Genomic DNA, 21,949 nt, shown 5'->3' with positions numbered 1-21,949 from the left:
GTCCCAGCATGGGAATAGAGAATCAGCATTGGAACAGAATGACATAAAATCTATCAGGAAACACAGGAGTATCATATGGCACAAGGATCAGAAAAGGCATTGGAAAAAATCCGCGAGCTGAAGACAGCTCTGGACGGGGCGAGAGCCCGGGTGGAGAAACATCAGAACAACGGGGTCTTTTTTGTGGATCCCGAGAACATCATATTGTCAAAGGAATCAGTCATCGGAGCGAACAGCGTCATCTATCCCGGGGTGATCCTCGAGGGCGCCTGTGTGATCGGCGAAGGGGTGATTCTGTATCCGGGCACCCGGATCCGCAATTCCAGAATCGGCAATTACTGCGAAATTCAGGAATCCGTGATTCTGGATTCCTCCATCGGTGAGGAGACCACAGTGGGGCCGTTTGCGTATATCCGGCCGGACTCTGTGATCGGCTCCCATGTGAAAATCGGTGATTTTGTGGAAATCAAGAAGACCTCCATCGGGGACGGCACCAAGGTATCCCATCTGACCTATCTGGGGGATGCGGAGATCGGTTCCCATGTCAATTTCGGCTGCGGTACGGTCATTGTCAACTATGACGGCAGAGTGAAAAGCAAGACCGTAGTGGAGGACAACGCCTTCATCGGCTGCAACACCAATCTGGTGGCACCGGTGCGGGTCGGCCGCAACGCCTATACGGCGGCGGGCTCTACCATCACCGAGGACGTTCCGGCAGACGCCCTGGCCATCGGCCGGGCTCGCCAGGAGATCAAGGAGCACTGGGTCGAGAAGAAGGGCCTGAAAAAGGACTGATGCCTGAATAAAGCAGGGGAGGCGGATCGTATGGTTCAGTCATGGACGTGTGAGAGTATGAAGATCTTTTCGGGGAATTCTCAGCCGGAGATGGCGCTGGGAATCGCTCGGAAGCTGGGGGTGCCTCTGGGGGTTGCCCAGGTGGAACGATTCAGTGACGGAGAAATCTCGGTGAGCATCGGTGAAACCGTTCGGGGCTGTGATGTCTTTGTGATCCAGTCCACCCGAACTCCGGTGAATGATCACCTGATGGAGCTGCTGATCATGATCGATGCCTTCCGCCGGGCTTCGGCCGGACGGATCAATGCGGTCATACCGTATTACGGCTATGCCCGGCAGGACCGCAAGGTCAAAGCCAGGGATCCCATTACCGCCAAGCTGGTGGCCAATCTCCTGACCCAGGCCGGAGCAGACCGGGTCATTACAATGGATGTTCATTCCGAACAGATTCAGGGCTATTTTGACATCCCCATGGACAATCTGATCGGCGGGCCGATCCTGTCCCGCTATTTTACCGACAAAGGCTTTTACCGCGCCGATGATGTGGTGCTGGTGGCACCGGACATTGGCTCGGTGACCCGGACCCGCAAATTTGCGGAACGGCTGGGCGCTCCGATTGCCATCATTGATAAACGGCGGCCCCGTCCCAATGTTTCGGAAATCATGAACATCATCGGCGATGTCAGCGGCAAGCGCTGCGTCATGGTGGATGACATGATCGACACGGGCGGCACGATTGCCAATGCAGCCTGCGCCCTCATGGCGCATGGCGCCCGTGAAGTCTATGCCGCGGCATCCCATGCAGTACTGTCCGGGAACGCCCCGGACCGCCTGCAGGACTCGCCTCTGACGGAGGTGGTGCTGCTGGATACCATCCGGATGGAGCCGGAAAAGATGCGGGACAAATTCCGGATTCTGTCCTGCGTAGATCTGTTCAGCGAAGCGATCCACCGGGTGCATGAGAATGAACCGGTGTCGACAATTTTCAGCTGATCCAAAGCTCTGTTTGACCGAAGCGAGGGCACCGCTGGTGAATGAACTGTAAATTTTGCGGAAAACATTCTGTTTTTTTGCATCGTTCATATAAGATATACTTAACTGGTTTCAACCATTATCCCCATTGTGGGACACAGGAGGATTTGAATGGAAGGAAAAATTGGAAAGATTCTGATCGTAGATGACGATGAAAATATCAGCGAAGTACTGAAAATGTATCTTCAGAACTCCGGTTACGATACGAAGGTCTGCGGGGACGGAAAATCTGCGCAGGAAGTGTTCGTGGACTACAAGCCGGACCTGGTTCTGCTGGACATCATGCTGCCCTTTGTGGACGGGATCGATGTCCTGAAATGGATCCGCCGGGACTACGAAACACCCGTCATCATGCTCACGGCCAAAGGCGAGACCTTTGACAAGGTGCTTGGACTGGAACTGGGTGCCGACGACTACATGGTCAAGCCCTTCGAACCGAAGGAAGTGGTGGCCAGAGTCAAGGCCGTCATGCGCCGCTTCAATGTCGAGGGCGGCGGCAAGGAAGTCCTCAATTTCCCGGAACTGACCGTGGATGTCAACTCCTACAGCGTGACCTATCGCGGCAACGACGTCAAAATGCCGCCCAAGGAATTTGAACTGCTCTATCACCTGGCTTCCAACAAGAACCGGGTCTTCACCCGGGAACAGCTGCTCTGCGAAGTCTGGGGATATGACTATCCCGGTGATTCCCGCACGGTGGATGTCCACATCAAGCGCCTGCGCGAAAAGCTGCACGGCGGCCCGAACTGGCAGCTGGAAACAGTCTGGGGAGTCGGTTACAAGTTCGAAGTCAAGTAAACCAAACCGATGAAAAGTAAAAGTATCGTATTCAAGCTGGTGGCCACGTTCTTTGTGATCCTGGCCATCAGCTACATGATTATCGCAACGATCCTTTCCGTCTGGGTGCAGCAGGGCTACATCTCGGAAAGACGAACCCGTCTGGAAGAATCCGCGGAGCTTATTAAGTACAATGTAGAGCGGTTCAAGGCGAGTGAAATCAAAAAGCCCATTCTGACCACCACGTTGCAGTATTTGGGCCGGGGCCTCAATGATTCAGAGGTACTGGTTCTGGATGAGCGCAATATGGTGTTTTTGGTGTCTAGGGAAGAGTTGTCTGACTGGATTTTCAAGGTGTTCCCCCAGGAGAACCTGGAGCGCCTGGCCAGCGGCGGCGCTCAGGAAATCTCCCGCCTGGCCGGCCCGGATGGCACGAAAGAGTATTTTGTCTATGTGTCGCCCATCCTGAAGGATGGCATCTACCATGGCGCCGCCGTCATCATGACGCCGGAGGAAGTCCTGCGCAAGCAGATTTCAGGGGTCTTCTTCATCATCTGGATCAGTTCCTTCCTGGCGCTGATCGCCTCGATCTTCATGATCTACTACTTTGCGCAGCAGATCCTGATTCGTCCCCTGTATGAACTGAACAGCGTGGCCGACAAGATGAGCAAGGGCGACTTCACCCAGCGGGCCCTGGTATCCTCCGAGGATGAAATCGGCAATCTGGCCAACTCCTTCAACCTTATGGCGGAATCCATTGAGAACACGGACCAGAACCGGCGGGATTTCATCAGCAACATTTCCCATGAACTGCGTTCGCCCATCACCTCGATCCGGGGCTTCGTCGCCGGAATCCTGGACGGCATCATTCCCAAGGACAAGGAGAATTACTATCTCAATGTCGTATATGAGGAAATCAACCGTCTGACCCGGCTCATCAATGATCTGTTGGATTTGTCCGCCATGGAGTCCGGCCGGTTCTCGATGAATGTGACGGAAGTGGACCTCAACGAGGTCATTCGGGCCTCCATCGTCAAGTTTGAAACCAAAATCAATGATAAGAAACTTCGGGTGGACATTTCGCTGGATTCCGAGCATCAGTACGTCGCGGCCGACCGCGACCGCCTGATTCAGGTCGTCACCAACCTCCTGGACAATGCCGTCAAGCACTCTCCGGCCGAGGGGCATGTTGAAGTGTCCACTAAAGTGAAGGGCAAGAAAGTGACGGTGGCCATCTACAACGACGGCATGCCAATTTCCGATGCTGATCTGAAGAACATCTGGTCCCGGTTCTATAAGGCGGACCGGTCGCGGACGCAGAAGGAATCCACGGGACTGGGACTTCCCATTGTGCGCAATATCCTGAGCCAGCTCGGGGAGAACGTCTGGGTGGAAAACCGGGAGACCGGTGTTGTCTTCCAGTTTACCCTGAGCAAAACATAAGAGGTGACCCTTGAAAAACAATCGGAATGCACCGGAAGTCCAGGAAGGGCATATCCGGATCTCCAACCGGGAGAAGCTGAGGTATCAGACCCACCGGAAAGGAATCCTGACGCTCCTGGCGGCAGGCTCAGTCCTGCTGTTTGCCATCGTCATCCTGCTGATGACCAAAAATTATACGGATCGCAAAATCGCGGAAACCAACAATTATCTGGAAAAAGAATCCAATCAGTACAATGAACTGGAAAAGCGCTTCTACGAGCGGGAGAACTTCCGGGCAGCGTATGATAAGTTCGCCAGCAATCTGGTCGGGGTTACGACCTCCCGGGCGGCCCTGCATGCCAATGAACCGGATAAGCTGTCCAGCGGCCTGATCTATGGAGTCCGGGGCTATATCCTGGTTCCTGCCGCCAGCGTCCGGGGACAGACGGAGGTTTATGTCCAGATTCAGGAAGCCGACCGGCTGAAGGTCCATAACGGGATTGTCATGGGTGTGGACGAAGCCACCGGACTGGGTCTGATCGATGTTCCGACGCTAAACCGGGAACAGCCGCTGGATCTGACTCCGGTCAAGCCGGCGCTGGCTCAGACCATTCTCCTGATCGCCCTGCCCCAGGGAGATCCGGACAGCGGAAATCTTACCATGGGCGAGATCCATTCCAGGGAAGCGCTCTACACCGTCCGTTCGGGCGGAGAGGATACCAAGGTGCCGATCTTTCTGACCTCCGCCCCGGTCTACCGGGGCAATGACGGCGGAGCGGCCGTCACCATGGAGGGACGGCTGGCGGGCATGGCATCCAGTGAGCTGACCCAGCGTCTGGGCGTGTCGCCCTACACCGCTGTGATTCCGGGCAGTGAGCTGCCCAGGGTGGTGGAGCGGATCCTGTCGCGGGATGAGGCCTCTGCCGTTAAATTTGGAGTCCAGGGGGATCTGGTGGAAGTACCGTCCCTGAAGCAGCCCGGCTTTTATGTCCTGGAAGTGGAAGAAGGCTCCACCGCCCAGCGCGGGGGAATTCAGCCCACGGATATCCTCCTGACCATCGACGGACAGCCCGTCACCAGGGAGCGGGCCATCGACAGCTATCTCAAGGGCAAGAAGGCAGGGGATTCCCTGCAGGTGACACTCTCGCGTCTGAATGAAATTCTTTCCCTTACCATGAAAATCTATTAGAATAAGACGGGCACCCAAACGGTGACCCGAACCGCGGAATACCCAAGGAATGATTTCCTTGGTTTTTCCCATGTCAGGAGGAATCAGCTTGTTTATCATTTTCGGCCTGGGCAATCCGGGGCCCCAATATGCCCGGACCCGGCACAATGCCGGGTTTGACCTGGTGGACCTCATTGCCGATGAGGCAAATATCGACATCAATAAGAGCAAATTCAAGAGCATGGTGGGGGAGGGATTCCTTGGCGGCCAAAAGGTCGTCCTCATCAAGCCCATGACCTATATGAACCTGTCGGGGGAAGCCGTGGTGGCCGCCCTGAACTTCTTCAAACCGCGTCCGGACGAGTGGATGGTGGTCTATGACGACATGGCGCTGAAACCCGGAGCCATCCGGATCCGGGTCAAAGGATCCGCCGGCGGCCACAACGGCATGAAGAGCATCATCGGACTCACCGGATCCGATGACTTTACCCGATTGCGCATCGGTGTCGGTGGCCCCCGCGGCAATGTCATCTCCCATGTTCTGGGCAAGTTCTCGCCCACGGAGGAACCTCTGTATACCGAGGGCCTGCAGCTGGCCCGGGACGCGGTGAAAGTCATCGTCACCGGTGCCGTGGAAGATGCCATGAACCGCTATAATTCCTCCGGCAAACCGCCCAAGGCACCGAAGCTGCCCAGGGAGTCCGGGGAACCCGGCGCTGCCGCTTCGGACAGCACATCTTCGGACAGCAACTCTGCGGAGAGTGCGGCTTCGGGCAGCACATCTGCGGACAGTGCGTCGCTGAACAGCTCGTCCGAGGAGAATGTCTTGCCCCATAAGCCATTGGCAGATCGTAACCCGGAAGAATTGCTGCATCAAAAACCGCTGCCGAAGAATCCATCCTCAGTCGATCCTGTGACCGAGAATCCGTCCGAACCGGATTCGGACTCCGAGGTGAGATCATGAGGCTGGATGCCATCAAAGCTCTGATTCAGACGAGTCAGGGCTTTGAGCAGGTTCGTGCGGGAATCCGGGAGAAGCGGTATCCGATCGGGGTGTACGGAATTTCCGATTCCGCCCGGGCCGCCTTTTTGTCTGCGCTCTACCAGTCGACCGAGAAGTCGCTGTTTATTTTTTCATGGTCGGAGCTGGAAGCCCGCGCCATCTATGATGACCTGCTGCTCTGGGAGCTGGAGGTCTATTTCCTGCCGGCCCGGGAGCTGGTGTTCTATGATGCCGACGCCGTGTCCGGCGATCTGCGCTGGGAACGGCTGAAGGTTCTGCGGGAGATTGCCTCAGGTCAGAAGAAGATCATCGTGGCCTCCGTGGAAGCGCTGCTTTCGGCCTGGATGCCGCTGGACTACTTCCAGCGCTATACCTTTCACCTTAAAACCGGAGACGTGCTGGACCTGGACCATCTGGCGAAGCGCCTGATCGAAGCCGGCTACGAGCGGGCGGAAGTGACGGAAGGGCGCGGTCAGTTCTCCCAGCGCGGTGGCATCATGGATATTTTTTCACCGGTGGCTCCGTTCCCGGTGCGGATTGAGCTGTTCGGCGACGAGATCGACACCATCCGGACCTTCAATCCGGAGACCCAGCGCTCCATCGAGCCGGTCACCGAAACCGAGATCTTTCCCAGCAAGGAAATCATCATCGACAAGCCGTCGCTGCTGCGCGGGCGCGATCAGATCCGGAAAGAAATGGAGGAACTGACCCAGAATAAAGCGGCGCGCAAAGCCCTGGGTCCGGAAGCCTTCGAGAAGCTGAAAGCCATCGTGCAGAAGAATCTGGAAGCCCTGGAGGAAACGTGGAGCTTTGAAACCATCGATTCCTGCCTGCCGTACTTTTTTGAGCAGCCGGCCAGCCTGTTGGACTATATCGGCGAGCACTTTGTCGTGCTGGATGATTCCATCCGCACCATGGGCAAACTGGGGTCGGCCGCGCTGGAATTCCGGGAACAGTACGAAACCTTTCTGAGCCGGGGAGAGATTCTGGCGGGGCAGTCCCGCATCATGCTGGATCCGGAGGTGATCCAGACCCAGCTGTTGAACCGGCCGGTACTGTCGCTCCATGACCTGATGAAGACGGATCGGGCGCTGCCACCCCGGCATCTGGCTCAGTTTGAAAGCAATACGGTCTATCACTTTCACGGTCAGCTGGATCTGCTGGTGGATGACATCGCCCACCGCAAAGCGGGCGGGTGGCGCACCGTGGTTCTGTCCGGCACCCGCCCCCGGGGCGAACGGCTGGAAGAAACGCTGCGCGGCCGCGAAATCGAGGCGATCTACCGCGATGACGTCGGTGCCGTCGGCCCGGGCGGAGTCGTCATCACCTTCGGCAATCAGAAAAAAGGCTATGAATTCCGCGACATCCGCCTGGCGGTGATCTCCGATGCCGAGGTGTTCGGCGAATCTTCTCAGAAAAAGAAGCGCCGGGCCGTCAAGGGCAAAGGAATTGAAAAGATCCACTCCTACGATGACCTGAAGAAGGGCGACTATGTGGTTCATGTCAACCACGGCATCGGCGTCTATCAGGGCATGAAGCAGATCGAAACCCAGGGGGCCGTCAAGGATTACCTGGAGATCAGCTACGAGCGCAATGACCGGCTGTTCATTCCGGTCGACCAGCTGGATCTGATCCAGAAGTACATCGGAAATGAAGCGGCCGCCCCGAAGGTTTCCCGGCTGGGCGGCCAGGAGTGGGCCAAGGCGAAGGCCAAGGTCCGGGCCAATGTGGATCAGGTGGCGCAGGAGATTGTGGAGCTGTACGCTCAGCGCAGTCAGGTCCGGGGCTACGAGTTCAGCAAGGACACGCCCTGGCAGAGGGAGTTTGAGGATGAATTCCAGTATGATGAAACACCGGATCAGCTGACCAGCATCGAGGAGATCAAGAAAGACATGGAGTCTCCCCGGGTGATGGATCGCCTGCTGTGCGGCGACGTCGGCTACGGCAAAACGGAAGTGGCCATGCGCGCTGCCTTCAAAGCGGTCATGGACGGCAAGCAGGTGGCGGTGCTTGTACCCACCACGATTCTGGCCGAGCAGCATTACAATAATTTCCGGCGGCGCTTTGAAGGGTTCGCCATGAACATCGATATGGTGTCGCGCTTCCGCACGGCGGCTCAGGTTCGGGATTCTCTCATCCGGCTCAAGGAGGGCAATGTGGATATTCTCATTGGGACCCACAAGCTCCTGGGCAAGGCCGTCCAGTTCAAAGATCTTGGCCTGCTCATCATTGACGAGGAGCAGCGCTTTGGCGTGAAGCACAAGGAAAAGCTCAAGGAACTGAAAAAGGCGGTGGATGTGCTGACCCTGTCGGCCACACCGATCCCCCGAACCCTGAACATGAGCATGACCGGGATTCGGGACATCTCACTCATTGAAACGCCGCCGGATGACCGCTACCCGATTCAGACCTATGTGGTGGAATACAACGAGCAGCTGATCCGGGACGCCATCCTGCGCGAGAAGAGCCGCAACGGTCAGGTCTATTTCGTCTATAACCGCGTCCAGGACATCGAGCGCATGGCCAACTACCTCAAGCAGCTGGTTCCTGAAGTGGAATTCGGCATTGGCCACGGTCAGCTGTCGGAGCGGGAGCTGGAAGATGTCATGGTGGATTTCATGGAAGGGCGCTTCGACGTGCTGGTCAGTTCCACCATCATCGAAACGGGCCTGGATATTCCCAATGTCAATACCATCATCATTTATGACTCAGACAAGCTGGGTCTGTCCCAGCTGTATCAGCTGCGCGGCCGGGTGGGCCGGACCAACCGCATCGCCTATGCCTATCTGACCTACCGCCGGGACAAAGTGCTGACGGTGGTGGCGGAAAAGCGGCTGAAGGCGCTGAAGGACTTTACCGAGCTGGGTTCCGGCTTCCGCATCGCCATGCGCGATCTGGAGATCCGCGGAGCCGGCAATATGATGGGCAAGGCTCAGTCCGGACACATGGCAGCCGTTGGTTATGACCTGTACATCCGGATGCTGGATGAGGCGGTGAAGAAACTGACCGGCCAGAGCCGGGGCGACGCGCCGGACACGGTGGTGGACATCCGCCTGGATGCCTACATTCCGCGGGAATATATCGCCGATGAGATCCTCAAGATCCAGATGTACAAAAAGATCGCCGCCATTGAGACCAAGGAGGATTATTTCCAGGTCAAGGCTGAGCTGGAGGACCGGTTCTCGGATATACCCGATGCCACCTATAATCTCATGGATGTCGCGCTGCTGCGGTCCAAGGCAAAAGCCCTTGCCATCAGCGAGATTCGCGACCGCGGCAGCTATGTCACGATGACCTTCCAGAATGTCGATGCCTTCCGTTCGCCCTATGTCGGAGTCCTGGCTAACCCGCCCTACAGTGACCGCAGCACCATTATCGCCGGCGAAAAGCCCGTCATCGAGTTCCGATACCGGACCACCCGGGATGTGCTGCTCCGGGATTTGTCACGGCTGTTTGACGCACTGGGAGAAGAGCAGAAGAAGGAGCTGGAGCGGCGCAAAGCCTAGTCAGACAGCCCCTGCCGGGGTTGTCCGGCGAAACGGTCCAAAGTTGCCTCCCGTCAAAAAAACGATTATAATGAACCTTGAGTTAAAAAAATGTCCATCTGCCGGAGTGCCGGCGGAATGAAAATCAGCCTCGGTCAAGAGGCATGCTAGGAGTGTAAAGAATAGTGATCGGATTAAAGAAAATTGCGGCGGTCCTCGCCGTTGGCATGAGCCTGTCGGTATTTGCCGGCTGCGGCCTGGTCGTGAAGACCGAAGAAGCGATCGCCCGGGAAGAGGCGGAAAAGCGCGGGGTTGTTCTGGCGGAAGGGGACGGCATTAAAGTCACCCTGGGAGAAGTGCTGGATGATTATGAGAAGCTGATGGTGTCCTGGACGGCTCAGTACGGTGAAGAGACCATGAAGTCTCTGGCTGCTCAGTTTGAGCAGCAGAAGATTCAGATCATGGATACCAAGCTGCGCAATCAGCTGATGGTAAAGAAGGCGGATGAGCTCAAGATCCCGACGGACTCTCCCGAAATGATTCAGGAATACGAGAAAATCGTCAAGGATGCCGTTGCCGAACTGGGCAGCCAGGCAGAATATGACAAGACGCTGTCCAACGCCGGCTACACCGCGGATTCCTACAAGCAGGAAGTTCTAAAGGGCCTGCGCCTGGAAAAGCTCCTCGAAGAAGTCACCAAGGACATTACGGTGTCTGAGGCGGAAATCAACGAATACTACGAAAAGAACAAAGCAACGACCTATACCAAGCAGCCCGGTGCGACCATGTACCATATCTTCTTCGGCAAGCCCGATGACGCCGGCGCGGAAGCCAAGGCCAAGGAAGCCAAGGCCAAGCTGGACGGCGGAGCCAAGTTCGAGGATATTGCCAAAGAGTACGGCCAGGATGACTCCGCCAAGGAAGGCGGCCTTCTGGGAACCTTCCCCTGGGACACCCAGGAACTGGGTGCCGATTTTGTGGCGGAAGCCAAGAAGCTGACCGAAGGCCATATTTCCGGTCCGGTTAAAACCTCTTTCGGCTGGCATCTGATCAAGGTAACCAATGTGCTCAGCGCAGCCAAGGTGCTGGTTCTGACGGATAAGGTAACCGGCGATGACGGCGTGGAGCGGACGGTAAAGGAAGAAATCGAAACGACGCTCAAGAGCAGCAAAAAGAACGAAAAAGTCGCGGCTCTGCTGGATGAATGGGAAGCTCAGTACAACGTCAAGCGTTATCCGGAGCGGATCCCCATGGAATACCAGACGGAACCAGAAACCACTCAGCCCGGAACAACGACGCCGGCTCCCACCAGCCAGGGTGTCACCACTCCCACGGAAACGAAGTAATTAAAACAGCAGGCCGATCCTGGCCTGCCAGTCAGATAATCACAAAGGCGGCAGCTGCGAAGAGAATTCGCAGCTGCCGCCTTTGTTGACCTCAGAAGGCTCTCCAACCAGGGGGTCCATCAAAGGAAGTTAATGAAAGGAAGTTAATGAAAGGTTAAGTCGTATCAAAACCATGAAAAGACCGGTCGGATCAGGATCCTCCGGTCCGTTCAAAGCAAAGGTTCCCCCAGGGATGAGTCATCGTTACTTCATCCCGGGGGGAACCGTCGCGTCGAATTTATAGCCAAAAATCAGCAGCGGCCATAACAAGCAGTAACAAGCCGATTATCTGAACATGCAGTTCCTTTTTTGAATAACCCGTATAGATCGCATACAAAGCGATGACGGTGTATGAGATCAGATGAAAGATGCTGCTGGTAAAGGCGTCAGGGTTCACATACAATTTCATGACCAGGTAGACACCGACGATTCCCCACATGAGTCCATGAAATATCTTGTTAATCATAGCGCTTCTCCCATCCGGCCTGTTTCGGCCGAAAAGATTCAACGCAGGCAGCAACCTGATGTTTTCTGCCTGCCCATCCCGTACTCAAAATTCTGTCCCCAGTGCAACCTCAATGAGATGCTCGGCGTCTGGTTTACTGCTTCATTGGACTCACTCCTTCCTGTTCCGGACCATCCGGATTCCTCATGCTGTCTCGTGCGGTCGCCGGGAGCGATGGAGGAAGACCGCCCGGTGCAGGTATTGTCTGGATGACGATCCGGTTTTAAAGAAAACATAGCACAGATATACCATCATAAAAATGATCAATGACGGAATATACTCAATACACTGCGGGGACCAAGGGTTTGTCCATGGGGAACAGATCCTTCGTGGGGCGAAAACCGGAGCTGACCGGAAACCGCCTGGTCAGTGGGATAGAATCCGGTCGGCTGTTTTTTCCTGAAATACATTCTGTTTTGTAACCCCTTGACCCCCTTCCTGGGGTATAATCATATTGTTTTGTAACTGATATGACGCAAGCTTTCGATTGACGTCCCCTTAAGACAGGGAGGTATCGGTTCAGCATTTACCAGGAAAAACCACGATAAGAAACTACGATAAGAAACCACGACAGGAGATTACAATGAAACGTATTAAACAATTGGTCAGCATGGCGCTGATTCTGGGTGCTCTCGCAGGCTGTGCCCCGTCACCGGCATCCCCGTCCAACACATCGGTCCCGGGCAGCAACGCCGGCCAAACGACCGCGGCTCAGAGTCAGGCGGCTTCCACCACAACCACCATGCCCGCCGTCATTACCAAGGCGATTGATCCTTCCATCATTCTGGCAGAAGGCGAGGGCATCAGCATCACCTCCGGTCAGGTTGAGGAGGAGTTCAACAAAATGCTGGATTCCCTGCGTGCCCAGTATACCAGCGAAATGGTGGACGGTGCTCTGGCAACGCTGCAGCAGCAGAAGCCATCCATTCTCGATCAGCTGGTGCGCAATGCGCTGCTGCTGAAGAAGGCGGATGAAATGAAGATCGCCTCCGACAGTGCGGAAGCTCTGGCCAAGTACGAGCAGATCATGAAGGACAACCTGGCCAGCTATGGCGGACAGGAACAGTTTGATCAGATCCTGAAAAATGCCGGGTTCACGGCGGAATCCTACAAGGCGGAAGTACTCAAGTCGCTGCGCTTTAAGAAAGTGGCGGAGGAACTGACCAAGGACATTCAGGTCACCGACGCCGAAATCAATGAAACCTATGAAGAGGAAAAGGCAACGAATTATACCCAGAGCGCCGGAGCGACGATCTACCACATCTTCTTTGGCGAGCCGGACTCAGCGGATGCAGAAGCCAAGGCCAAGGAAGCCAAGGCCAAGCTGGACAAGGGGGCAAAATTCGAGGATCTGGCCAAGGAATATGGCAAGGATGGAACAGCCACCCAGGGCGGCCTGCTGGGCAACTATCCCTATGAAAACCAGGAGCTCTCGCCGGATTTCATGGCTGAAGCAAAAAAATTAAAGGAAGGCGAAATATCGGCACCGGTGAAAACCAGCTTCGGCTGGCACCTGATCAAAGTCACGAATGTTGTGGCTGAGCCCAAGGTGTTGGCTCTGACGGATATGCTCCCCCTGGAAAACGGCAAGGAAATCACCGTCAAGGAAAATGTGCGCATGAACATTCTCAATGAGAAGAAGCAAGCCCGGCTGGAAGAGCTTCTGAAGGAATGGGAAACTGCTTACGACGTAAAGAAATACCCGGAGAAAATCCCGATGAATGTGGATGTACCGGCTGAACCGGATGCGGGCTCCACCACACCGGATGCCACGGGTTCCACGACACCGGCAGCGACAACCAAATAATGAATCGATGGCAGGGATCTCCGGGAAAAAGCGGAGGTCCTTCCCTGCTTTTTTGCCGCCGGCTCTGATATACTGAAACTGATCAAAATGGATGAAACGCTTGATGATGACCCTTCAGGGGATGCGGTTCATCGCAAGACTGAACGTTGTATTGCACAGGAGATGACTTATGATACACATTGCGGGCCTGGGCCCGGGGGATCCCGGTTCCCTTACGATGGAAACTTTTGAATTGCTGAAACGGACCAGGGTTCTGCTACGAACCCGCATCCATCCCACGGTGGCGGCTCTGGACAGCTGGGGCATCCGCTATGCCAGCCTGGATCACCTCTACGAAAAGAACGCCAGCTTCCAGGAAGTCTACCGCTCCCTGGCGGAGGAGGTCATAGCCGCCTGGAGGCGGGAAGGAACGGAGCTTACATACTGCGTCCCGGGAAATCCCATGATTGCCGAACAGTCGGTGGTCGAGCTGATCAGCAGGCTGGAACAGGAGGGCATTCCCTATGTCGTTCATCCGGCAGTCAGCTTTATTGACACCATCCTGGATGTGCTGCGGCGGGATCCGATTCGGGGACTGCTGATTCTGGATGCCACCGAGCTCAGGGACAAGGGACTGTCGGGAGACACGGACACCGTGGTGACCCAGGTCTACAATCGGCGGATTGCCTCCGAGGTCAAGCTGGCGCTGTCTGACTATCTGGATGATGAAGCGGAGATTATTTATGTTCGCAACGCGGGCATCAAGGGCGAGGAGACGGTGCGGCGCATCCCGCTGTGGGCGCTGGACCGGCAGGAGGATGTGGATCATCTCACGACGGTTTTTATCGAGCGCGAATCGGTCAAGCCGGGCTTCCAGGATTTCCGCCGCACCATCAACGCGCTGCGCGAGCCGGGAGGGTGCCCCTGGGACCGGGAGCAGACCCATGAATCGCTGCGGCGCTACCTGATTGAGGAAGCCTATGAAGCGGCGGATGCCATTACCCAGGGCAACCTGGAAGATATGAAAGAGGAGCTGGGGGATGTCCTGCTGCAGGTTGTGCTCCATGGGCGCATTGCCGAGGAGCAGGGGGATTTTACCATCCTGGATATCATCCGCAGCGTGAACGACAAGATGATTTCGCGCCATCCCCATGTCTTTGGCACGCTGGATCTGAAAAACTCCCAGGAAGTGCTCAGCAACTGGGAAAAGATCAAGAAAACGGAAAAGGGAGAAGTCAGTCTGGATGACAAGCTGAAATCCCTGCCGAAATCCATTCCGGCCACCATGCGGGCGGCTGAGGTGGCCAAAAAGGCGGAAGCCTACGGTCGCCCCCGACGGTCGCGCGACGAACTGCTGGCACAGATCCGGCGGATTCTGAACGAGAATCTGGAGGAGGAGCAGGACCTGGCGGAATTGCTTTATTACACGGTGCTGCTCCTCGATGGAGCCGGCTTCCAGCCCGAGGAGCTGCTAACCCATCGGGTGGAGCAGGAGATCAAACACCTGACGAAAAGCGACGAAATCTAGAAAATGTCGCAAAAAGGGGCTGAAATCGGCATGGTTGTGGGATTCATTTGTTAAATATCTGTGAAAAGTGAAGCGAATCATGGATTTTACGCCCTTTTTGATAGAGAATATGTATAGATAGCGGAGAATCTGCTATTTCCAATACTCAGAGGAGGGTTAATCAATGAACAAAGCGGAATTAATCACCAAAATCGCAGAATCCGGCAAGATGACCAAGAAAGAAGCTGAAGTTGCATTAAACGCTTTCAAGGAAGCCGTTATGGGTGCGCTTGAAGCTGGTGACAAAGTTCAACTCGTTGGCTTTGGAACTTTCGAAGTCAGAGAAAGAGCTGCCAGAGAAGGAAGAAACCCCAGAACCAAGGAAACCATTCAGATTCCGGCATCGAAAGTTCCCGTGTTCAAACCGGGCAAAGACTTCAAGGGCTTAGTCAACAAACCGGTCCCGAAGAAGAAATCCAAAAAGAAATAGACATCAGATAACGAGGCTCCCTGGTTGGAGCCTTATCTTTTTTTCAGCCGGCAATAATGATATAATCCGACTATACTGCCGGCCACAGCAGTCGAAGCCTGGGAAACCCGCCAGGTACAGGTATCCGGAATGCCTGCAGCCCTGGGAGGCCCGGCAGATTCCGTGCTGCGCACGCTAAGAAGAGAGGTTGCTCATGAGACTAGACAAATATTTGAAAGTATCCCGCCTGATCAAGCGGCGCCCGGTCGCCAAGGAAGCCTGCGATACCGGTCGGGTCAAGATCAATGGCAAAGTGTCCAAAGCCGGGGCGGAAGTCAAGGCCGATGACATCATCGAAATTGAATACGCCTCCAAGAAGGTGCGCGCCCGTATTCTGGACATCCGGGAAACCGTCCGGAAAGAGGAAGCGACGGCCCTGTACGAAATCCTGGAAGGTGCGGAGATCGACTAAACCAGGGTCGACCGTTGCAGCAGAAAAGATGGATTCTTCCTGTATAGATATATTTCTTCTTGAAATACCAGGGGTTTATATTAAAATGGAATAGAATGGAAGGGAGGAGCGATGAAAAAACTGCAATTAAAACATATTGCCCTGGTTCTGCTGGCTTTCCTTGCTCTGTTCCAATTTGCCAATCAACGGGTGACAATGGACCGGATTAACCGCACGCAGGAAGAGCAGCTGAATCTGCTCAAGGAGGTCCAGGGTGAAAACAAGCGGCTGCTCGAGCAGGTCGATCAGCTGAATTCAACAGAATATATCGAAAAGCAGGCCAGGGAACGGCTGCAGATGATCAAGCCGGATGAGATCCCGGTGATCAATATGCCGTCAACGACCACCCCGGCTGCCACAGACACCGCCCCCTAGCAAACGACAGGTTCAAGGAGGAATCTTTAAAAAACATGGCAATCGAAGCAGGAGCCATTCTGGAAGGTACGATTATCAACATTACCACCTTTGGAGCATTTGTGGACATCGAGGGCAAAACCGGCCTCGTGCACATATCCGAAGTGGCAGACAGCTATGTCAAGGATATCAAGGATTTTCTGAAGGAAGGGGAAAAGATGAAAGTCAAGGTTCTGAAGATCGAACCCAATGGCAAAATCAGCCTTTCCATCAAGCAGGCTAATCCCGATCTAAAGCCTAAGGAAGGAACGCCTTCCTCCGAAGCGGCCGCTCTGAGACCGTCTTTTGGTGCTGCCTCGGGCCGGCCCAGAACCTTTGATTCCCGGCCGCCTGCGGAGAAGAAGCCTTACAACCGGTCCGGTGATGACGACTGGGCTCGGGACCGTCGTCCAAGAGCCTTGGAAAAAGGACCCCAGTCCTTTGAGGATATGATGTCGCGCTTCCAGAAAGACTCTGAGGAGAAGCTTTCGGAATTCAAGCGCCGTCAGGAACCGGGCGGAAATGTCAAACGCAAGAAGAGCTGATGACCAGCAAGCGGATGAAGGAGTTCGTCCGCTTCGTTTCTGGATCCCCATCCAGGGTCAGCATCCGGATCCCCCAAAAACTTTATCGGATTTGGATGATTTTCCAATGAAATCTTGTTGACAAGGGGAAAGGGCTGCCTTATAATAAATCTTGTCGCTATCAAAGGCAGATCGAATATGGCGGAATAGCTCAGCTGGCTAGAGCATTCGGTTCATACCCGAAGGGTCGTAGGTTCAAGTCCTATTTCCGCTACCATAATTGCTGGAGTGGCGAAACTGGCAGACGCACAGGACTTAAAATCCTGCGGTGCTAACACACCGTACCGGTTCGATTCCGGTCTTCAGCACCATTCCATTTGATAAAAAAGAGATACCATTTTTGGTATCTCTTTTTTATTGCAGCATCGATTATCAGGTCTGACCGGTACCTGCTGAGGTGGTTTCGATGAATCAGGAGATCTTTGGGTCAGATACCCACAGAACAAGCTGCAGCTACCGGCTATCTGGATTTATTCGCTGGTATGAATCCAGATTCGTCAAATGGCGCAAAGTCGGTTAAACTAAAGATAGAACCAATCAAACGGCAAAGGATATCTTGTATGTTAAATAATTGGAAAAAGCAATTTGCGATCATTTACAGTGGGCAGGCGTTTTCCATATTGGGATCGGCGGCTGTCCAGTTTGCCATCATCTGGTGGCTCACGATTCAGACTCAGTCCGCTCTGACGCTGTCCATCGCGGCGGTGGTCTCCATGCTGCCGTTCCTCATGTTCGGGGCATTTGCCGGGGTCTGGATCGACCGTTTGAACCGCCGCACCGTCATGATGCTGGCGGATGGGATGGTCGCGCTCTCCAGCGTGATTTTGGGCATTGCCTTCTGGTACTGGCCAATTCCGCCTGTCTGGTTCATGTATCTGATTCTGTTCCTGCGCGGCACCGGCAATACATTCCATGCTCCGGCCATGCAGGCGGCAATTCCGACGCTGGTTCCCGCTGATATGTTAACGAAAGCGGGCGGGTGGGCGAATCTGATCAATTCTCTGTCGAACATGCTGGGGCCTGTACTTGGAGCCGCGCTGATGGCGGTCCTGCCCATCTGGGCCATTATGCTGGTTGATATCGCGGGTGCCCTGTTCGCTGTGGGCTGTCTGATGTTCGTTCGAATTCCGGATGTACAGCGGACCCGGCCAGACATGGACATGCTCGCCGATGTGAAATCCGGGTTTGCGGCAGTCCGGGAAAACAAAGCGCTGATGGCGGTATTTCTGCCGATGCTTCTGCTGAACATTCTCTATATGCCGCTGGGATCCCTGTTCCCGCTGCTGGTTCGGACACATTTCCAGGGGAATGCCTGGCACAACAGCCTGGTTGAATTGTTTTTTGCCGGTGGTCTGCTGGTATCCTCACTCCTTCTCGGTGTGTGGGGCGGACTGAAAAAACGCTTCCTCATGGTATCGATGGCCATCACCGTAATGGGCCTGGGTGCCTGGACCAGCGGGGCGGTGAATCCTGATAAATTCTGGCTCTTTGTCGTGTGCTGCCTGGTCATGGGCTTCTCCGGTTCCTTCATCAACGTTCCCCTGATGGCTTATATTCAGGAAACCATCGCTCCGGATATGATGGGGAAAGTATTTTCCCTGATTATGATGCTGATGACCCTGTCCATGCCGGTAGGGCTGCTGATTGCCGGTCCGGTCAGCGAGGTGATCGGAATCGACCGCTGGTTCCTGCTGTCCGGGGTCGCTATGGTTGCCAACGGGATCTTGTTCTACGTGCGCACCCGCACCTTTGATGAAGTCCGGGAGCTGGAAGGGTCATAATTCCCAGTCATCGGATCTTCGCTGAACCCATCAAGCGGATCATTTGACGGTTCCTGTGTCCTTGCGGATGCAGGAGCTTCTGAGCTTTTCTGCGGTTTTTTTAGATTTCCTGAAATTAGTGGTTGACAACTTCTCATTCCTGACTTATTATATATAAGTAGCCTGATTCAAGGCAATATCGCGGAGTGGAGCAGTTGGTAGCTCGTCGGGCTCATAACCCGAAGGTCGTAGGTTCAAGTCCTACCTCCGCAACCATAAAAGTGGCTGAAATCAAGAAATTTGATTTCAGCCACTTGTTTTTTTATATCATTTCGTCAGAACAAAATAAGCGTCAGTTTGCGATCCTCTATTCCGGCCGTCCGGTTAATCAAAGCTCAGTTCAAACTTCTTGGTGTCGGCAATGGTATCCCATTTTTCCATGTCAAAAATATGGAAAGCCAGCTCAACATCAGTGATCTTCACGATGTCATTCTTTTCCAGGTCATCCTTGAAGAAGGTGAGGGCGGTGAGGGCCTTCTTCTTGGGGGAAACGTCCGTGGACATGGTATGGTTGATCATGAAGCCGTTAACCGAAACGTCTCTGGCCTGGACTGTGAAGCCTTTCTTCCCATTATTCTCGATGAAGAGGATCAGCCCGGGGCCAAACATAGAGTCATCATTGGAAATGCCTTTGGCGATAATCCGAATGTTGTTCTTATCATATAATACTTTGCCTGTATCATCGAATTTGTACTCATAGGTGTCGGCGATGGAGGTTTTCAGTTGAATCGGCTTGCTGTCGAAGTATTCATCCCAGCCCTCGGACTTGAAGACGTGGAAGGTAATTTCCATATCGGCAATGTCACTGATGCCGGCGGCTTCCAGATCGGAGTTCATGAAGGTCACTTCGTCATTAGCCTTCTTGCCGGCGCTGACATCCGCCGACATCAGACTGTTGATCATGTAGCCGTTGATGGAGACGTTGCGTGTTTGAATCGTCAAATCAGTATCGGAATTATTCTCGATCAGGACTTTGAGGGTTGCTCCAAACAAACCGTCACGCTCCAGGCCGGTGGCAGTGATTTTGACGTCTTTCTGTTCCAGCAGAACCTGCTTTTCGATGGACACTTCTCCCGTTGTCGGCTGAGTTTCCGTCGGCTTGGTGTCAGCGGGTTTGGTTTCGGCAGAGGTGACTGTCGGTTTCGTTGTTCCGGCAGACGCGGTGGTCGTGGACTTACCTTTTTCTGCGGCGCTGCTGACGGGCTGGTCAATGGTGGACTTACCTGAACTGCTGCAGGCTGTGGTGCCAAGAATCAGAACGATGGAAAGAATGGCTGCGATTTGTTTCTTCATAAATCCCCCTGTCATCTTATATTTTCCGAGACCCCAGGGATCACGGTATGGCAGGCTTTACTTCGTAGAATGAAGTAAACGTTAACACCATATCCTAATTATAGAGTATTATCCGGACATTTTTTAGTATTGACAAGAGAAAAAACGAAGGAATAACTAATTAAAGGATTAATTTTTCAGTTAATTTCTATAGGTTCCGGTATGGAAAAAAATATGGGGACGGCATCGTGTTCATGACATCCTGTGCATGGCATAAAGGCGAAGACCCGGTTGACTTAATATAAAAAACTTCCGTGAGGCGGAGAGTCGATTGCATCAGGTGTGGAGCTCGCATTGTGATGTTTCATGTCGTACGTCACAATTGGTTCAAGGATTTTTTACCGGCAGGCGGTGGAAATGTTCACAGGTCTTCCCTATAATATGTTAATAAGCAAAATATATGACGGGAGAATCCTATGTTAAAAAAAATAGTTGCCATACTTCTGCCTGCCATCCTTCTGCTGAGTGGCTGTGAACTGAGTGCAGGTGTTGCCGCGGGCAGTACGTCCGCCGCAGAATCGGTCTCCGTCACAACGACGGCAAAGACGACAGCGACCAAGCCGGGAACGGATGCCGCCGGATCCCCCTCAACCGCTCCGGTGACCGGTGAAGCGGCTGAGACGGTTCCGAATCCTCCGCTTCCGGACACGGAGTTTACCATTGTCGCCTCGGGCGATGTGCTTAGTCATATCACCAATACCCGGGCTGCCCGTCAGAAGGACGGCAGTTACGATTTTATGCCTCAGTTTGCTCCCATCGGAGACTTGCTGGCTGATGCCGACTATACGCTGGTTAATCTGGAATCAGCCACAGCCGGTGAAGACTTTGGCTATCGGGGATTTCCCCGATTCAACGCCCCGGTCAATCTCTCCCAGACACTGAAGAAACTTGGGGTTGATCTGGCGATTACTGCGAATAACCATGCCATGGACAATGGCATGGATGGGCTGAGAGCTACGCTGGACAACCTGGATCTGATTGGTCTGGACCATACAGGCACCTTCCGGACGAAAGCAGAAGCCGCCACGGCGCTGGTTCGTGACATTAACGGCATCAAAGTGGGGTTTGTCGCCTCAACCTTCGGGACGAACTATATTCCGGTGCCGGTCAGTTACGCGGTGAATTTCAATACTGCCAAGAAGATCCGTTCCGAAATAGCCGAAGCCCGCGCCCAGGGAGCAGAGCTGATTGTCTATCACATTCATTGGGGCAGGGAATATACCGGTTACCCCTCCCAGAAACAGATGGATACCTACCGGATCCTCACAGAGGAAGGGGTGGACGTCATCATCGGCAGTCACCCGCACCGGCTCCAGCCCATGGAATTGCGCGAAATCACCTACCAGGGAAAAACGAAGACTCAGGCCGTCATCTGGTCCACCGGCAATCTGTGGCAGGGACAGGTGAAAAACATGGATTACATTAACCTGGGAGCGATCTTCAAGATTTCGGTTGAACGCAGGAATGGCGAAATTCGAGTGAGTGGCCTGGATTCCACGCTGGTGTATAATCTGCGCTGGAAAGTCAATGGGAAAGAACAGTACAAAGTGATCCCTGAAGGGGATATCACGCAGTATGAAAAAGATTTTCCGACTCAGACAGCACGCATGAAGCGGGAACTGGAATGGGGTCGGAAAAACCTGAAGAAAAAAGTCAAAGTCGTCTACTCCGACGGCACGAAAGCAGAATAAGCAGCAAAGGACCCAAAGAGGCTTCTCTTTGGGTCCTTTGCTGGTGCGCCCGGCATGGGCGATAACTTGGTGGTGAAAGTCCACTACGCGCTCGGTAGCAGGAAGCGTTAGCCGAAGGCAACGGTGTCCATCGCGAGGTGGAATCTGAAGGCAGCCGGATGTCAGGGCGAGGAGTTCTGGCGGGCAAAGTTCTGGGCCGACGAACAGAAATCTCATATAAGGCCACAACCGGAGGACGACTCTGCAAGACAAGAAGAAGTCCAATGCTACCCAGATCCGGACAT

At 54.2% G+C, this 21,949-nt stretch carries 15 protein-coding genes, 3 tRNA genes and 3 pseudogenes; 19 read left to right on the top strand and 2 right to left on the bottom strand.

Features of this window, described 5'->3' with window-relative positions:
• The first annotated feature begins 141 nt into the window (after positions 1–141).
• From glmU to NQU17_11105, 8 genes and pseudogenes are all read left to right on the top strand, one after another.
• Positions 142–795: pseudogene (gene glmU, locus NQU17_11140) on the top strand (bifunctional UDP-N-acetylglucosamine diphosphorylase/glucosamine-1-phosphate N-acetyltransferase GlmU).
• Between the two features lie 30 nt (positions 796–825).
• Positions 826–1,788, top strand: a complete 963-nt coding sequence (locus NQU17_11135; protein ID UUM11200.1) for a ribose-phosphate pyrophosphokinase — start codon at positions 826–828, stop codon at positions 1,786–1,788.
• 150 nt (positions 1,789–1,938) lie between these two features.
• The gene (locus NQU17_11130) at positions 1,939–2,625 is read left to right on the top strand and encodes a response regulator transcription factor (GenBank protein UUM11199.1); all 687 of its coding nucleotides are present in this window, start codon (positions 1,939–1,941) and stop codon (positions 2,623–2,625) included.
• Between the two features lie 9 nt (positions 2,626–2,634).
• Positions 2,635–4,047, top strand: coding sequence for a cell wall metabolism sensor histidine kinase WalK (locus tag NQU17_11125; protein UUM11198.1), 1,413 nt, complete (start codon positions 2,635–2,637; stop codon positions 4,045–4,047).
• Positions 4,048–4,057: 10 nt separating this feature from the next.
• Positions 4,058–5,215: a S1C family serine protease gene (locus tag NQU17_11120; GenBank protein ID UUM11197.1), complete on the top strand. Its 1,158-nt coding sequence runs from the start codon at positions 4,058–4,060 to the stop codon at positions 5,213–5,215.
• An 88-nt stretch (positions 5,216–5,303) separates the two neighbouring features.
• Positions 5,304–5,852: pseudogene (gene pth, locus NQU17_11115) on the top strand (aminoacyl-tRNA hydrolase).
• A gap of 302 nt (positions 5,853–6,154) precedes the next feature.
• Positions 6,155–9,703: a transcription-repair coupling factor gene (mfd, locus tag NQU17_11110; GenBank protein ID UUM11196.1), complete on the top strand. Its 3,549-nt coding sequence runs from the start codon at positions 6,155–6,157 to the stop codon at positions 9,701–9,703.
• 164 nt (positions 9,704–9,867) lie between these two features.
• Positions 9,868–11,028 (top strand): peptidyl-prolyl cis-trans isomerase, encoded by a 1,161-nt coding sequence (locus NQU17_11105; GenBank protein ID UUM11195.1) that lies wholly within the window; start codon positions 9,868–9,870, stop codon positions 11,026–11,028.
• Positions 11,029–11,305: 277 nt separating this feature from the next.
• Here NQU17_11105 and NQU17_11100 read toward each other — a convergent pair whose 3' ends face one another.
• A complete protein-coding gene (locus tag NQU17_11100; protein UUM11194.1) occupies positions 11,306–11,533 on the bottom strand; it encodes a hypothetical protein in 228 nt (75 codons plus the stop codon).
• A gap of 622 nt (positions 11,534–12,155) precedes the next feature.
• Here NQU17_11100 and NQU17_11095 point away from each other — a divergent pair.
• The 10 genes and pseudogenes from NQU17_11095 to NQU17_11050 all read left to right on the top strand — a co-directional run bounded on the left by NQU17_11095 (position 12,156) and on the right by NQU17_11050 (position 18,858).
• Positions 12,156–13,379 (top strand): peptidylprolyl isomerase, encoded by a 1,224-nt coding sequence (locus NQU17_11095; protein UUM11193.1) that lies wholly within the window; start codon positions 12,156–12,158, stop codon positions 13,377–13,379.
• A gap of 169 nt (positions 13,380–13,548) precedes the next feature.
• Entirely contained in the window at positions 13,549–14,886 is a 1,338-nt protein-coding gene (locus tag NQU17_11090; protein ID UUM11192.1) for a MazG family protein, read from the top strand.
• 163 nt (positions 14,887–15,049) lie between these two features.
• Complete coding sequence (locus tag NQU17_11085; GenBank protein ID UUM11191.1) at positions 15,050–15,355, top strand: HU family DNA-binding protein; 306 nt, start codon at positions 15,050–15,052, stop codon at positions 15,353–15,355.
• A gap of 193 nt (positions 15,356–15,548) precedes the next feature.
• Complete coding sequence (locus NQU17_11080) at positions 15,549–15,806, top strand: RNA-binding S4 domain-containing protein (GenBank protein UUM11190.1); 258 nt, start codon at positions 15,549–15,551, stop codon at positions 15,804–15,806.
• Between the two features lie 111 nt (positions 15,807–15,917).
• Positions 15,918–16,220: a septum formation initiator family protein gene (locus NQU17_11075; GenBank protein UUM11189.1), complete on the top strand. Its 303-nt coding sequence runs from the start codon at positions 15,918–15,920 to the stop codon at positions 16,218–16,220.
• A gap of 35 nt (positions 16,221–16,255) precedes the next feature.
• Positions 16,256–16,480 (top strand): annotated as a pseudogene (locus NQU17_11070) (S1 RNA-binding domain-containing protein).
• Positions 16,481–16,962: 482 nt separating this feature from the next.
• Positions 16,963–17,039: transfer RNA gene (locus tag NQU17_11065), tRNA-Met, on the top strand.
• A gap of 5 nt (positions 17,040–17,044) precedes the next feature.
• Positions 17,045–17,133, top strand: a tRNA-Leu gene (locus NQU17_11060).
• Positions 17,134–17,382: 249 nt separating this feature from the next.
• A complete protein-coding gene (locus NQU17_11055; protein UUM11188.1) occupies positions 17,383–18,603 on the top strand; it encodes an MFS transporter in 1,221 nt (406 codons plus the stop codon).
• 179 nt (positions 18,604–18,782) lie between these two features.
• Positions 18,783–18,858: transfer RNA gene (locus NQU17_11050), tRNA-Met, on the top strand.
• Between the two features lie 108 nt (positions 18,859–18,966).
• On the opposite strand, the gene NQU17_11045 is transcribed toward NQU17_11050, so the two are convergent.
• Entirely contained in the window at positions 18,967–19,935 is a 969-nt protein-coding gene (locus tag NQU17_11045; protein ID UUM11187.1) for a hypothetical protein, read from the bottom strand.
• A gap of 455 nt (positions 19,936–20,390) precedes the next feature.
• Between NQU17_11045 and NQU17_11040 the strand changes: the two genes are divergently transcribed.
• The gene (locus NQU17_11040; GenBank protein UUM11186.1) at positions 20,391–21,665 is read left to right on the top strand and encodes a CapA family protein; all 1,275 of its coding nucleotides are present in this window, start codon (positions 20,391–20,393) and stop codon (positions 21,663–21,665) included.
• Positions 21,666–21,949 lie beyond the last annotated feature (284 nt).

It is taken from the genome of Clostridiaceae bacterium HFYG-1003 (genome assembly GCA_024579835.1).
Taxonomy (GTDB): domain Bacteria; phylum Bacillota; class Clostridia; order Clostridiales; family Clostridiaceae; genus JG1575.
Note: the sequence above shows the minus strand (reverse complement) of the source record. Positions and strands in the feature narration are given on the sequence as shown.

Coding starts and splice junctions, on each gene's coding strand:
- NQU17_11085 (UUM11191.1), top strand. CDS start 15,050: ATGAACAAAGCGGAATTAATCACCAAAATCGCAGAATCCGGCAAGATG.
- NQU17_11135 (UUM11200.1), top strand. CDS start 826: ATGGTTCAGTCATGGACGTGTGAGAGTATGAAGATCTTTTCGGGGAAT.
- NQU17_11100 (UUM11194.1), bottom strand. CDS start 11,533: ATGATTAACAAGATATTTCATGGACTCATGTGGGGAATCGTCGGTGTC.
- NQU17_11080 (UUM11190.1), top strand. CDS start 15,549: ATGAGACTAGACAAATATTTGAAAGTATCCCGCCTGATCAAGCGGCGC.
- NQU17_11045 (UUM11187.1), bottom strand. CDS start 19,935: ATGAAGAAACAAATCGCAGCCATTCTTTCCATCGTTCTGATTCTTGGC.
- NQU17_11075 (UUM11189.1), top strand. CDS start 15,918: ATGAAAAAACTGCAATTAAAACATATTGCCCTGGTTCTGCTGGCTTTC.
- NQU17_11125 (UUM11198.1), top strand. CDS start 2,635: ATGAAAAGTAAAAGTATCGTATTCAAGCTGGTGGCCACGTTCTTTGTG.
- NQU17_11095 (UUM11193.1), top strand. CDS start 12,156: ATGAAACGTATTAAACAATTGGTCAGCATGGCGCTGATTCTGGGTGCT.
- NQU17_11055 (UUM11188.1), top strand. CDS start 17,383: ATGTTAAATAATTGGAAAAAGCAATTTGCGATCATTTACAGTGGGCAG.
- mfd (UUM11196.1), top strand. CDS start 6,155: ATGAGGCTGGATGCCATCAAAGCTCTGATTCAGACGAGTCAGGGCTTT.
- NQU17_11040 (UUM11186.1), top strand. CDS start 20,391: ATGTTAAAAAAAATAGTTGCCATACTTCTGCCTGCCATCCTTCTGCTG.
- NQU17_11090 (UUM11192.1), top strand. CDS start 13,549: ATGATACACATTGCGGGCCTGGGCCCGGGGGATCCCGGTTCCCTTACG.
- NQU17_11130 (UUM11199.1), top strand. CDS start 1,939: ATGGAAGGAAAAATTGGAAAGATTCTGATCGTAGATGACGATGAAAAT.